At 40.9% G+C, this 15379-nt stretch carries 8 protein-coding genes; 5 read left to right on the top strand and 3 right to left on the bottom strand.

Annotated features, from left to right (window positions below; all coding sequences use genetic code 11):
* Window positions 1-18 precede the first annotated feature (18 nt).
* The 3 genes from B3600_RS04440 to B3600_RS04430 all read left to right on the top strand — a co-directional run bounded on the left by B3600_RS04440 (window position 19) and on the right by B3600_RS04430 (window position 5412).
* The gene (locus B3600_RS04440; protein ID WP_286752233.1) at window positions 19-1653 is read left to right on the top strand and encodes an amidohydrolase; all 1635 of its coding nucleotides are present in this window, start codon (window positions 19-21) and stop codon (window positions 1651-1653) included.
* Window positions 1654-1849: 196 nt separating this feature from the next.
* Complete coding sequence (locus tag B3600_RS04435) at window positions 1850-2752, top strand: GLPGLI family protein (protein ID WP_286752232.1); 903 nt, start codon at window positions 1850-1852, stop codon at window positions 2750-2752.
* Entirely contained in the window at window positions 2752-5412 is a 2661-nt protein-coding gene (locus tag B3600_RS04430; RefSeq protein WP_286752231.1) for a hypothetical protein, read from the top strand. Before B3600_RS04435 ends, B3600_RS04430 begins: the two co-directional genes overlap by 1 nt.
* A gap of 263 nt (window positions 5413-5675) precedes the next feature.
* Here the strand turns inward: B3600_RS04430 and lipA are convergent, their stop codons facing one another.
* Entirely contained in the window at window positions 5676-6557 is an 882-nt protein-coding gene (gene lipA / locus B3600_RS04425; RefSeq protein ID WP_046672297.1) for a lipoyl synthase, read from the bottom strand.
* A 149-nt stretch (window positions 6558-6706) separates the two neighbouring features.
* On the opposite strand from lipA, the gene B3600_RS04420 reads away from it, so the two are divergent.
* Together B3600_RS04420 and carB are read left to right on the top strand one after the other, a co-directional pair.
* A complete protein-coding gene (locus tag B3600_RS04420; RefSeq protein WP_286752230.1) occupies window positions 6707-8965 on the top strand; it encodes a beta-N-acetylhexosaminidase in 2259 nt (752 codons plus the stop codon).
* Window positions 8966-9319: 354 nt separating this feature from the next.
* On the top strand, window positions 9320-12139 hold the full coding sequence (gene carB, locus B3600_RS04415; RefSeq protein ID WP_115047090.1) for a carbamoyl-phosphate synthase large subunit: 2820 nt from the start codon (window positions 9320-9322) through the stop codon (window positions 12137-12139).
* Between the two features lie 44 nt (window positions 12140-12183).
* On the opposite strand, the gene B3600_RS04410 is transcribed toward carB, so the two are convergent.
* The gene (locus tag B3600_RS04410; protein ID WP_286752229.1) at window positions 12184-13122 is read right to left on the bottom strand and encodes a formylglycine-generating enzyme family protein; all 939 of its coding nucleotides are present in this window, start codon (window positions 13120-13122) and stop codon (window positions 12184-12186) included.
* Between the two features lie 168 nt (window positions 13123-13290).
* Window positions 13291-14697, bottom strand: a complete 1407-nt coding sequence (locus tag B3600_RS04405) for a Gfo/Idh/MocA family protein (RefSeq protein ID WP_286752228.1) — start codon at window positions 14695-14697, stop codon at window positions 13291-13293.
* Window positions 14698-15379: the final 682 nt, after the last annotated feature.

Below are 15379 nucleotides of genomic sequence, written 5' to 3'. Positions count from 1 at the left end.
TTTTGCTATTTTTAGGTTATGAAAACCTTCCCAATCATCATTTTTTTGTTCTGCTTGACAATCATTTCATGTTCACCACAAACGAAAGTGGACCTCATTGTTTATCATGCGCAAATATATACTGTAGATTCGGCTTTTAGTATGGCACAAGCTTTTGCTGTCAAAGACGGTAAATTTATTGCCATCGGTTCCGATGAAGAAATACAGCGGAAGTACAAAACAATAGAAAAAATTGATGCGCAGGGGAAGGCCATTTATCCGGGATTCTACGATGCTCATGCCCATTTATTTGACGAGGCCGAACTAATGGATCAAGTCGACCTAAACGGTAGCGATTCTTTCGAGGAGGTTATTCAACGTGTCAAAAACTACCAGCAAAAAAATCCGGACAAAACTTGGCTGATCGGTGGTGGCTGGGACCAAAATCGCTGGAAAGATAAAACTTTCCCAACCAAGGACCTACTCGACAAAGCTTTCCCAGATATCCCCGTCTACCTCATGCGTGTAGATTATCATGCGGCGGTAGCCAATTCCAAAGCGCTAGAATGGGCCAAATTAACCAGTATTCCGACGATTCGTGGCGGTGTGGTCGGCGGGAATAATAATATCCCCAATGGCCTCTTGATCGACAATGCAATGGATCTTGTCAATAAGACAATCCCGGTTCCGAGTGAGAAAGATTACTTAAGAATGCTCAAGCGAACGCAAGACTCCCTCCTTTCCGTCGGTCTAACCACTATTGTAGACGCAGGTTTATCAAAAGAAAGACTCGATCTCCTAAAAAAATACTATCGCGAAGGACAGTTGAAAATTAGAGATTATGCCATGATCCTCGGCAATCCCCAAAACATAAAGTCATTTATCGAACAGGGTTTCTATGAAACGGACCGTTTCGAGATCAAAGGATTTAAACTGCTCGCCGATGGTGCATTGGGATCTCGTGGCGCATGCCTCCTCGCACATTACCATGATGCCCCCACCCACGGCTTTCTCCTCCATAGCCCCCAGGAATACGAAGCCATGATCAAACAGATTGCCGAAAGTAAGTTTCAGGCAAATACCCATGCAATAGGCGATTCGGCCAATCGTATTATTCTGGATATCTATGGCAAATACCTCCAAAATAATGGCGACCGTAGATGGCGCATCGAGCACGCCCAAATTATATCGCCTACAGATTTTGACAAGTTTCGAAAGTATCAAATCATACCATCTGTACAACCTACACACGCAACCTCCGATATGTACTGGGCCAAAGATCGACTTGGTGAAGAACGTATGAAAGGCGCTTACGCTTATAAGCGTCTGTTGGCAGAATATGGCAAACTCGCTTTGGGGAGTGACTTTCCGGTTGAACATTTTAACCCCATATATGGTTTCCACGCCGCTGTAGCACGTGTCGACAAAAAAGGCTATCCTAACCACGGGTTTCAGATGCAAGATGCCATAAGCCGTGAAGATGCCTTAAAAGGAATGACGATCTGGGCGGCATATTCTTGTTTTCAGGAGAAAAAACGAGGAAGTATCGAAGTGGGAAAAGATGCCGATTTTGTTATCCTCGAAAAGGATATCTTGAAAATTCCAAATGAGCAACTGCGAAATGTAAAAACAGAACGGACAGTAATTGCAGGTGAGACCCTGTTTAAAAGATAACAAGAACTGATATGCCTAGCCATACCCAATAAACTTATACCGCTAACGAAACAAGATAGCTAACAAAAGTATTGCTAACAAGTCAAACCTTTCTTAACCTGCATTAGCATAACCCTAGGGAGGATAATAACGAAAAGTTCAAATAAATTTTTAGAATTACGAATGTTTCGTATATTTACGATATAAACATATATTTATGAAATATTCATTATCAATCCTACTGTCTGTGGCCACGCAGCTATTATTTGCACAAGAGCGTACTCCTGCCATCGCTAAAGTACATTACGAATTCAAACATGTCAATGACAGTACCCAACGGGACCAATTTTTACGCGATGAAACAGTGGTTTACCTGAATCAGCAGGGCAGCTACTATACGTCATATTCATCCAAACGCATGCAGGAAGAGGTCAAAAAACAGATGGAAGATCCCGCATTTTCCGGCAATCTAACCCTTACTACGCGCTCCTCGCCCTCATCATCATCTTATCTAATCAACCCCGATCAAAATAAAATAACTGAGGTAGTATCCGTTGCTAGTGACCATTTCTCCATTACTTCACCATATCCCACACAGGATTGGGAAATCTTGGGAGATCGTAAAGAAATCGGTGGTTACAATTGCCAAAATGCGAAGGCAACATTCAAAGGCCGCACCTATATCGCCTGGTTTACAACCGAACTTCCATTTTCCTATGGTCCCTGGAAACTCCATGGTCTACCCGGACTTATCCTTGACGCACGGGACACAAAAAATGAAGTGATTTTTGCTTACGCCGGATTCGATAAAATTGAAGATGGAAAAACATTTGTCGAACTGCCACAAAATACCATCGCAAGTACGACAGATGAAGTAAAGAAAATTCAGGAAGCCTTTAAGGCCAATCCTCAAGCCTACATGCAAGCGCAATCCGGAAAGAATAGAGCCATCAATGTAGGCTCAAACGGAAACATCGTTGCCGTTCGATCCGGTAATTCAGGTGGAAGCTCCCCTATTGGTGCTTTGGATCCATCCAAAATAAAAAGTTTCAATATTTCAAGAGACGATAAATACAAACCTTCGAAGGTTACCAATAATCCGATAGAGCTGACGCCTTAATGAAAGTATTTCTATGTTTATTTATAGTCGTTTTGCTTGGGCAAATAACCTTTGCCCAGCAAACGATTAGTGGAACGGTCCAAGTGGATAAGACACAGCATCCCGTACCCTTTGCCAGTGTCAACATCCTTTCAGACGGTAAAATCATCGCTTTCAAGCCGACAGATAAAGATGGGCGTTTCACAATCACATTGACAAAGGAATATGCGAGCCTTTACCTGCAGATCAATCACCTTACTTACGAAAAATTTGAACTCAAACTTGGCACACAGACATCCAATCTTCGGATCGCCCTCGTTCCAAAAACCAATCTGCTACAAGACGTCATTGTAAAGAGCAAACCTAAAGTGAGCCGTTCAAATGATACGATTTCCTACGACGTCGGATCTTTTGCCAAAGAGGAGGATCGCAATATAGGCGACGTAATCAAACGCCTTCCGGGCATGGAAGTTACCGAATCGGGGCTTATAAAATATCAGGATAAAACCGTTTCTAAACTTTACATTGACGGTGACGATCTGTTGGAAAATCGCTATGGTGTAGGTACACGGACAATCCCGCATAAAATGGTAAAGGACATTCAGGTGCTCGACAATCACGAACATTATAAGGTCCTTAAAAATAAAAGATTTACAGACGACGTCGCCATCAATCTCGTTATCAAAGAGGAAGCCAAGCTGAAGCTCACTGGACAGGCCAAAATTGGCGTCGGCACCCCCAATCTCTATGATCCTGAATTGAATTCAATCCTATTCAACAAGAAAGTAAAGCTGCTGAATGTTCTCAACGGGAATAATACAGGTCATGATCTTTCCGGAGATATTATTGGAGCCAATCAATCCTCTTTACTGGCCAAGTTCGGCAGCTCGACTATCAACAATCTCCTGGCGACGAGCACAACAGGCAGTCCAAATATTCCTAAAAACAATTATTACTTCAACAATACCGGTTCACTGAACACCAATAACCTATACAATCTCAAGAATCTCTGGCAGCTAAAATCCAATATTCAGGTTTTATACGACAACGATAGGCAAAATAATGCCTCAAACACGCAATACCTGCTCGATGATGGTGACGTTTATTTTAATGAGCAAAATCACATGAAAACAGCGCGTTGGCTTGGCGCAGCCAGACTTTCGGCATCTACCAATACGGAAAAGAAATATGCGAGCAATACTTTATCATTTGAATATGAAAAAAAAGATATTACAGCATTGCTGGCAAACTCCTCAGGGCAGATCGAGCAGTTCCAAAAACACCACATCAAGGGATTCAGCAACTTGTTCAGCTATATACCCCAACTTAAAAACAATGACATTATTGCAATCAACTGGTCTTTAAATTATGGCAATAAACCGCAGACATTACAGATCTATCCCGGTGTTTTTCCAGAAATACTCAACGATAGCATTCCCTATAAAAGCAGCCGCCAGCAAATCGAAGTTCCTTCCTTTTTTACGGAGATCAGTACAGGTTATCGCTTCAATAAAGGCAGAATCAAACAATATTATCAAATTGGCTTCAATACAGATCGCCAACATTTCAACTCACTCCTTACCATAGTAGATAATGAGCAACGTGTTCGAACATTGGGCGATAATACCCGTAATAATCTGTATTGGAGCAGATCCCAAGCGTTTATTACACCGCAATATTCCTGGAAAACAAATCGATTTGAAACCCAGCTCGAGATCCCGATCACCTATTTGTTTACGCATTATGAAGATGTCAGCCATCAACTGGCCACGTCCAAAAATTCCATGCTGATCAATCCTAATTTAAAAGCAAGATGGCAGATTTCACAAGAAGACTATCTTCAATTTAACTATCAATTTGCGCAGGATATAGGCAATATTGAAGATATATACCGTGGTGCCGTATTACGGAACTATAGAATGCTTAGCCAAAATAATGCAGCGCTAAATGAATCCAAAAAACATACGTTTAATCTCAATTATAATTTGGCCCGCACCCTAAAAGTATTATTTGCAAATGCAGGTATTAGCTATACAAGATCGCTTTCCAACACGATGTTATCGTCCGTTATAAAAAATAACATCACCGAAAACATATTGGTCAATATGGATAACCTGCAAGATCGATGGTCATCTCAGATCGGATTTGATAAATACATCTTCCCTTTGGCAAGTACCCTCAAACTAAAAGGAAGCATTTCTTACTTCAAATACAATCAATTGTTAAACAATGCGCTAGTGCCTACTCGAAGTATGAGCTACCTATTTCAGCCTAGTATTGAAGCTAAGGTATTTAAATCTTATAATATTTCCTATTCAGGACTATTCAATTGGAGCCGGAGCAAACAACAGGGCCTTGACAATGCGATCCAAAACAAAACTACCACCATGATGCATAACATAGGCTTTCCGGCCAGTCCCTTTAAAAATGGCTTTATGCGGCTAAACCTACGTAATCTTTCCACCTTTCAAACAAACATGAAGAATGCAAGTTATACCTTCATAGACTTTTTTACGCGCTATAAGATCAACAAGTGGAAAATGGATATCGAATTGGAAATGAATAATTTGGCCAATATCAAAAACTATCGCACCTACCTGATGACGGCCAATATGATTTCACAGAATGAATTTGAACTTCGCGGGAGAACAATTTTACTTCGTACAGTTTTCAACCTTTAAGACTCGAACCATCGGAAAGAAACAATTACGTTTTCTAGTGCTCGTCTATTGTTGTGCCCATAGACCAATCTCTTCCAATTGAAATCTCGCTATTTTAGCAGATTATCGATGATGAACAAGAGTAATAAGTTTTTCAACCCCTAGAGGCAAACCGTTTCATTTAAAAAAAAAATAGAAAAAAGAAGCCTGAGCAAAAAAATCACCCAGGCTTCTTTTTATATCTTGCGAAAAATATTCTTTGTTAAAAAACTTAGAAATGTTTTCTATTGCATATCAAATAAATGTTTCTCTGCATGGTAAGAAGAACGAACCAGCGGTCCAGACTCCACATACTTGAATCCCATTTCCAAACCAATTTTCTGATATTTCTCAAATTGTGCAGGCGTAATCCACTCGATTACAGGATGGTGAGCTTTGGTAGGCTGTAAATATTGCCCCAGTGTCAAAATATGTACCCCAACGTTATATAAATCTTGCATTGCCTCGATAACATCTTCCTCTGTTTCCCCTAAACCAAGCATAATTCCTGATTTTGTACGGAGTCCAGCTTCAGAAATCCGACGCAGACACTCAAGTGAACGATCATATTTAGCTTGAACGCGAACTTCTCTTGTCAAACGACGTACAGTTTCAAGGTTGTGCGAAACAACCTCGGGACGTACTGCGATCACGCGGTCCAAATTATCCCATTGTCCTTTAAAATCTGGCAAAAGTGTTTCTAAGGTTGTTTCTGGGCTTTCCCGACGAATGGCATTTATTGTCTCCGCCCATATTATCGAACCACCATCTTTTAGGTCATCACGATCCACCGAAGTGATCACACAGTGTTTTACCTGCATTAACTTGACAGAATTGGCAACACGATTAGGTTCATCCAGATCCACCGCCAAAGGACGACCTGTTGCTACCGCACAAAATGAACAAGAACGTGTACAGATATTTCCCAAAATCATGAAGGTTGCCGTTCCAGCCCCCCAACATTCGCCCATATTCGGGCAATTTCCACTCTCACAAATTGTATGTAATTTATGCTCGTCTACAAGACTTCTGACATGTCTATATTCTTTACCAACAGGCAATTTGACACGCAACCAATCAGGCTTGCGTTGTGCAGGAGTTGCCGGAATAACTGGAAGTTCAATCATACAACAAAGTTAAGGATTAAAAATGTAATTTCTAACCGTCAATTTGTTGGTTTTATATCATAAAAAATGAGCGATTGCCGTCAATAATAGAATTATGAAACAAAAATTAGGATATTTGTGTTGATTATCATTAATCTAATAACAAAACTATGCGACTGAGCCGATCTTTATCCATGTTGTTACTTGGGGGTGCAACCATTTTTACAGCACAAGCCCAAACCAACTTTGACATTATACCCAAACCTTCGAAAATCACCTTGGCTACTGGAACATACGCTATCCCTGCACATCTTCAGGTTATTGTTTCAGATGAATTTCAGGAGGCGACACAGTTACTTACTGAACACCCCGCCATCAAAAGCCTCACTGTCGAAGTACTCAAGAAAAATAAAAAAGGCCCTAAAGAAGGCTTTCGCATTATTAAAGCTGTCGATGCAGATAATCTGAGTAAGAACGCCTATTCCATTCAAATCGATGAAAAAGGCCTGCTACTCAGGGCTTGGAATGTACCTCAGGTGATCAATGGGATTTACACGCTGGTTCAATTAGGCTATCTACAAGCCGATCCAAGTAAAGTAGCCTATGCGACTATAGTCGATGAGCCTCGCTTTGCTTATCGTGGATTACACCTGGATGTATCGCGCCATTTTATGCCGCTATCTTTTGTAAAAAAGTATATCGACATCATGGCCATCTATAAGTTCAACAACTTTCATTGGCATTTAACCGATGGAGCGGGATGGCGATTGGAGATTAAGAAATACCCGGAATTAACACAAAAGGCGGCCTGGCGAACACATACCAGCTGGAAAGATTGGTGGAACAATGGTCGTCAATATGTAGAAAAAGGTACGCCAAATGCCAGCGGTGGATTCTACACACAGGAGGAAGCCCGCGAATTGGTCGATTATGCAGCCCGCAAAGGAATCAATGTTATTCCCGAAATAGAAATGCCCGGACATTCGGAAGAAGTATTGGCCGTGTATCCCGAACTCTCCTGTTCCGGAAAGCCCTATAGTCAGGGAGAATTCTGTATCGGCAATGAAAAAACCTTTGAATTTCTGAAAAATGTATTGGATGAAGTGCTTACAATATTCCCTTCCCAGTACATTCATATCGGTGGTGATGAGGCTGAGAAAAAGCATTGGGAAACCTGTCCAAAAGATCAGGCACTCATGCAGAAAGAAGGACTGAAATCTGTCGACGAACTGCAGAGCTATGCCATCAGACAAATGGATCAATACCTGCAATCTAAGGGTAGAAAACTGATCGGTTGGGACGAAATCCTACAAGGGGGACTTACCGAAGGAGCTACCGTCATGAGCTGGCGCGGTGAAGATGGCGGCATAAAGGCCGCAAATGCAGGCCACGATGTCATCATGACTCCCGGTTCACACCTCTATTTTGATTCTTATCAGACAGACCCTCGGACACAGCCTGAGGCCATCGGCGGTTACCTGACACTGGATAAGGTGTATTCATATGATCCTATTCCAGCGGCCATACAAGGAGATAAAGCCAAGCATATTCTCGGAGCACAAGCGAATATATGGACAGAATATGTTCCTACCACCGAACACCTTGAGTATATGGTATTCCCACGTGCACTGGCTTTAGCAGAGGTCAATTGGACCAATAAAGATGGGAAAAGTTGGACTGACTTTCAGCGAAGACTGCAATCTCATTATAAGCTTTTACAAGATCTGAACGTCAATTACTACCGTCCTTCCTTTAATGTCGCTTATACAGCAACATACAATGCAGCTAAAAACAACAATAAAATTACGCTGACAACCGAGCAACTAAAAACAGATCAGATCCGATATACCATTGATGGCAGTGAGCCTACAATCCAGTCTACGCCGTATACCGGACCATTTGAACTCAGCTCGACAGGCCATATCAATGCGGCTTATTTTCTAGATTCTATCAAAATTGGTCCAACCCTATCCTTTGATATTGACATTCATCGCGCTATCGGAAAAAAAGTAACGTACAACACAGCATGGTCGGGATATCCAGCACAAAAAGATTCTACCTTAACAAATGGAATCATGGGTGGACTTTCCTATCACGATGGCCAATGGCAAGGATTCACCAGTCCGATTGATGTGGTCGTGGATATGGAACGTAGAGAAGAAATACACCAGGTAGCCATGAATTTTATGCAGATGATTGGCCCGGGCGTTTACATGCCCGGAGAAATGGAAGTCCTGCTTTCGGATAATGGCCGTACCTTCAGATCGGTAGGAACAATCAAAAATGATATATCCGATAAAGAGTCCAAGTTGACTTTCAAAAGGTTTGAACTCAAACTTGACAAAGCACAGCAGGCGCGTTATATAAAGATCAAAGCCAGCAATCCTAAAAAAGGATACTTGTTTACAGACGAAATCATCGTTTATTAAACATATCTGGACAGTTTTCTAAACCTGCATGTTTTATTGACTTGTGGTTTCTCATTAAAGCATCAATGAGTTCAAAACTCACTGTTATCGGAAAACAACAACCTTCATGATTTCACAGCACCAATAGCTCTAAAATCATGAAGGTTCTATACTCGTTTTTGTTTTTCAGGACTACTTTTCCAACAAACGGCATTTAATTTTGAAATATTATTAAAATAAATACTTAATTTTCAAAATTTAAAATGTAACTTTGCACTCCGACAAAGCAGTCGGAATGACCCTTCCCCATGAGCTATTTTTGATTGTCTTTGCTCAGATTTACAATAGGAAATTTAATTTTTTGAACTAGATATAATGCCAAGAAACACTTCCATTAAGTCGGTTTTAATCATCGGATCAGGTCCCATCGTTATCGGTCAAGCTTGTGAATTTGATTATTCTGGATCTCAAGCATCCCTTTCATTGAAAGAAGAAGGTATTGAAGTATCCATCATCAACTCAAACCCTGCAACAATCATGACGGACAAAGTTGTTGCGGACAATGTCTACTTACTTCCATTAACTTGCGAAAGTATTGAAGAAATTTTGCAAAAACACAACATTGACGCTGTACTTCCTACCATGGGTGGCCAAACGGCTTTGAACTTATGTATCGAAGCTTCCAACCTAGGTCTTTGGGAAAAATACAATGTAAAAGTTATCGGTGTTGATGTTGCTGCCATTGAAAAAACTGAAAACCGCGAAGAATTCCGTCAATTAATGGTTGATATCGGTGTGGGCGTTGCAACATCCAAAATTGCAAACTCATTCCTTGAAGGTAAAGAAGCGGCACAAGAGATTGGCTATCCGCTTGTTATACGTCCATCTTATACCCTTGCAGGTACAGGAGGTGGGTTTGTTCACAGAAAAGAAGATTTTGACGCAGCCTTAAATAGAGGTTTACATGCATCACCAACACATGAAGTTTTGGTTGAACAAGCTGTATTGGGCTGGAAAGAATTTGAGTTGGAATTACTTCGCGATACCAATGACAATGTTATCATCATCTGTACTATTGAAAACTTTGATCCAATGGGTATCCACACTGGAGACTCGATCACCGTTGCACCAGGCATGACATTATCAGACAAATGTTATCAAGATATGCGTAATCAGGCTATCCTGATGATGCGTTCAATTGGTACATTTGCGGGTGGTTGTAACGTTCAGTTCTCTGTAAACCCAGAAAACGAAGAGATCATCGCCATCGAAATCAATCCACGTGTATCACGCTCTTCCGCTTTAGCATCGAAAGCAACGGGTTATCCAATTGCGAAGATTGCAGCTAAACTGGCGATCGGTTACAACTTAGATGAATTACAAAATCAGATCACAAAGACAACATCCGCATATTTTGAACCAACATTGGATTATGTGATTGTTAAGATCCCTCGTTTCAACTTCGATAAATTCAAAGGAGCAAACAAAGAATTAGGTCTACAAATGAAAGCGGTAGGTGAAGTAATGGCAATCGGCCGTACATTTATCGAAGCTTTACAGAAAGCATGTCAATCCTTGGAGACTGGCCGCGCTGGTTTAGGCGCTGATGGTCGTCAATGGAGAAACCTTGACGAAATCATGGATAGTTTGGAACATCCAAGTGGTGACCGCTTATTCCATATCAAAGACGCTTTCGAATTAGGCGTTCCTTTGGAATCTATCCGTAAGGCAACACGTATCGATAAATGGTTCTTAGTACAGATCCAAGAGTTGGTACACCTTGAGCAAGAATTACGTCGTTATCAATTGAATAATATTCCACGCGACTTCTTCATGACCTTAAAACAAAAAGGTTATTCAGATGTGCAAATCGCATGGTTATTAGGAAATGTAACCGAGGATCAAGTTTACGATCGTCGTAAGGAGTTAGGCATCAACCGTGTTTACAAAATGGTCGATACTTGTGCTGCAGAATTCCCTGCACAAACACCATACTACTATTCGACGTTCGAAGAAGAAAACGAATCCATCTCTTCAGATAAAAAGAAAATCATCGTTTTAGGTTCTGGTCCAAACCGTATTGGTCAAGGTATCGAGTTCGATTACTCTTGTGTACACGGCTTATTGGCGGCTAAAGAATGTGGTTACGAAGCGATTATGGTTAACTGTAACCCGGAGACTGTATCGACAGACTTCAATATGGCTGACAAATTATACTTCGAACCCGTATTCTGGGAACACGTACGTGAGATCATCGAATTAGAAAAACCCGAAGGTGTTATCGTTCAGTTGGGTGGACAAACGGCTCTTAAAATGGCTGAGCGTCTAGAGCAACTTGGCGTAAAAATCATCGGTACTTCATTTGAGAACATGGACTTGGCAGAAGACCGTGGCCGTTTCTCCGATCTATTGAAAGAATTAGAAATTCCATATCCAAGATACGGTGTCGCAACTTCAGCAGAAGAAGCATTACAAGTTGCAAACGAAGTTGGCTATCCAGTATTGGTTCGTCCTTCGTACGTATTGGGTGGACAAGGCATGAGCATTGTCATCAACGATGAAGATTTAGAAAAAGCTGTCGTCAACTTATTGAAAAACCTTCCTGGAAATCATATTCTGATTGACCACTTCCTGGATCGTGCAGAAGAAGCTGAATCAGATTCAATCTGTGATGGTGAAGATGTACACATCATTGGTATGATGGAACACATCGAGCCTGCAGGTATCCACTCTGGCGACTCATCGGCAGTATTGCCTCCATTTGGCCTTTCACAAGCTGTTCAGGACAAAATGGAAGAATACTCTATTAAGCTAGCAAAAGCGTTGAACGTAAGAGGTCTATTAAACATTCAGTTTGCTGTCAAAGGTGAAAATGTGTATGTTATCGAGGCTAATCCACGTGCATCACGTACAGTTCCTTTCATTGCTAAAGCATATGATGTTCCTTACATCAATATCGCAACTAAAGTCATGTTAGGTGTCAATAAGTTGAAAGACTTTACGATTGAACGTAAATTACAGGGATACGCGATTAAAGAACCTGTATTCTCTTTCAACAAATTCCCTGAAGTAGACAAGCAATTAGGCCCTGAAATGAAATCAACTGGTGAAGCAATTCGCTTTATCAAAGATCTTCACGATCCTTATTTCAGAGAATTGTACAATCAAAAATCAATGTTTTTGAATGCACAATAAGGCATATCAATCAAATAGAAAAGGCTTGCAAATGCAAGCCTTTTCTATTTGATATCTTTCACACAGCGAAATCCAACATTATTTGTAGGACTGTTGACCTCCCCTTTTCCTCTGCTTCCGGCTTTATACCTTTCACAATATTGATCGTTGCAAAGAAATGACCCGCCCCGTTGAACGCGTTTTTCAAGGTTTGGCTCCTGCGGATCATAAGAATCCTGTGGTCCTTTGGGATTCACTGTTGTACTATGCTGATAGTAATCGGGCCTATAAAAATCAGCACACCATTCCCACACATTCCCTTCCATATCATACAGTCCCAACGCATTTGCCTGAAATGATTTTACAGGTGCAGCCCCCTCAAACCCATCTTCCTTTGAATCTTGCACAGGAAATTTTCCCTGATAAATATTTGCGGTCCATTTACCATTAGGCTTCAAGTCCTTTCCCCAATAATACAAGTCGTCTTTTGCATCATTACGTCCCCTAGCCGCATATTCCCATTCCGCTTCCGTAGGCAATCTCTTGCCTGCCCATTTCGCATAAGCTGCAGCATCTTCATAGGCAACCTGAACAACGGGATAATTCATTTTGTCCTTTATTGAGCTATTCGGTCCCTCGGGATGTTGCCAGTTTGCACCAGGGACATACTCCCACCACATCAGGTAATTATTTAATGAATTAAGTTCTTTGGGCTTAGAGAACACAGCCGATCCCGGGACTAACATCGTGGGATCCACCCCCGGAAAATCTTTCGGATCCAACTCCCGCTCAGCAACAGTTACATAACCCGTCTCCTTTACAAACTGCGCAAACTGTGCATTTGTGACCTCATGTTCATCCATATAAAATGAATTTAGTTCAACCTGATGTAGGGGCTTACTATCTTCAAAATTTGAACTTCCCATTAGAAATTTGCCCCCTTCGACCAATATCATTTTGTCCGCATTCTTGCTTTTTAGCTGGGCAATTTGGGATTTTATCATACCAGCGCGCGTAGGTATATTTTCCCCAACACAACAGGAAAGTGTATCCTTAGTGGAAAATAACGATAAACAGGTAATTAGAGTCAGATTGAATAACATAATTAAAGATAAACATAAAAGGGGAACAATAAAAAGTTCCCCTTCAATAAGTCATTTTATATAGGAGGGCTATACGCCCAATTGTATATTTTCTTTTTTCGCTGATCTCGAACGGATAGGCGTATTTCCGCCACCTTTTAACGTGATTTCTACCGGCGTATTATTTTTCCATGCACCTTTTGTGAAATCCGGTACATCAACTGTTTTACAGTTCTTTTCGACAGATTCGAAACTCAACGGTACGATACAGCTCCATGAAGCAGCGTCATAGACATCCTGATCCAAAGGTAATCCATTGCGCAAACAATCAATTAGACGCCAGTCCATCATAAAATCCATCCCACCGTGTCCACCGACCTGCTTTGCCTGCTCACCAATATATTTTACCAATTCTGGGGTGTATTTATCATACAGTTCTTTCAATTTCTGTTCTGTAATGAATTCATGACCAAAAGCAATATTCTCCGTAGGATACTTTTGTGCAAACCCTTTGGTACCACTCAGTGTATGTAGCCTAGAATAAGGTCTAGGAGAAGTAACATCATGCTGCAACATAATCGTTTTCCCTTTGGCCGTACGGATAAGCGTTGTATTCATATTACCACGGTATTTCTTTCCTACAAATTCCTGAAAAAAAGAATCCTTAGCGGCTAACTCTTTCGCTTTTTCTCCCATCATAAAATCACTGGAAGACATCGCCACAAGATGATCCATTTTATCCCCTCTATTGATATTTAAGCATTGTGCCACAGGTCCAAGTCCATGTGTAGGGTACAGATTTCCATTTAGTTTTATATTTTCTCTTAGGCGCCACATGTTATCATAGCCATTTTTTGCAAAGTTAAGATCAAGCAAATCGTGAATATAAGCACCTTCGGCGTGAACGAGCTCGCCAAACAAGCCTTGGCGCACCATATTCAATGTCAGCATTTCGAAGAAATCATAACAGCAGTTCTCCAGCATCATACAATGCTTTTTAGTTGCCTCGGATGTTTTTACCACCTCCCAACAATCCTTGATTGTCAAAGCGATCGGGACTTCACAAGCCACGTGATTACCCGCTTTCATCGCCGCAATACTCATCGGAGTATGATAATCCCAAGGCGTACAAATATAGACCAGATCAAGCTTCTCTTCTTTCAACAAGGTTTTCCAGCCATCTTCACCTGAATACGCTTTAGGAGCTGCTAGACCTTTCGATGTAACAATTTTTGTTGCGCGCTCCACCCGGTCTGGATGCTTGTCACAAAGTGCGACAATTTCGCATCCCTCAATAAAGGACAAGCGTTCAACAGCACCAGGACCGCGCATACCCAGTCCTATCACCGCTACTCTGACTTTATCGATTTTTGGAGCTGCATATCCAGACATATTAAACGACGCGGCTGCCGTATTGGCATTGACCAGAGTAGGGAGTGAAACAGCCAGCGATGACAATATTCCGGCTTTTTTAAGAAAATCTCTTCTAGAATCCATAATTTAAAGTTCATATAAATTTAAAGGGACCAATTGGTCCCTCTAAAAAATCACCTATTTTAAAACAAACTAAACAGTCAATAGAAAAAATCCTTTTGGATCGGATTTTATAGTTGGTTCTATTTAAAGAACTTAATCTCTATAACAATAATATAACACTTTTTTCTAAATAAAAAATGAAACTTGAAAGCAATCGTTTGCTTAATCTACACAAACGATTGCTTAAATTTTTATCTTCGTTGTTTTTCAATCGATATTCTGCAGCCACAGAGTTTTTAATAATGAAATTCCGAGTAGAATAATGGCATTGCTACAATATAATCCAGCAATGATTACTAATGAATGCCGAGCTGCATTTGTTATCGTTAAGCAATTGTAACTTCACAGAGGCCTAGCTAGAAGTATAATGTTATCGGGTTCCTGATCGGGATATGTAGATGAGAAATAGTATGTGGATATAATGATATCTGCCTTATTAAGCTTAATAATAGTGTAGAATGACCGTATAACATATGAATTTTATAGCAAGAACTATAGCCACTCACTGTATAATTCGCAACAGTTGGATAGCCTATAAGGAAAGTAAACTCAAGCAACGTACTGCGATAACCAATAGGCGGAGGATATGCAATAGCTTGTACAGGGAAGTACAGGCAGGTATCTAAACGAAAGAAGCCCTTGA

The sequence above is a fragment of the Sphingobacterium sp. UBA2480 genome, from assembly GCF_002341965.1.
Classification (GTDB): Bacteria; Bacteroidota; Bacteroidia; order Sphingobacteriales; family Sphingobacteriaceae; genus Sphingobacterium; species Sphingobacterium multivorum.
The sequence above is the reverse complement of the archived record's forward strand: the minus strand, read 5'-3'. Positions and strand labels throughout refer to the sequence as shown.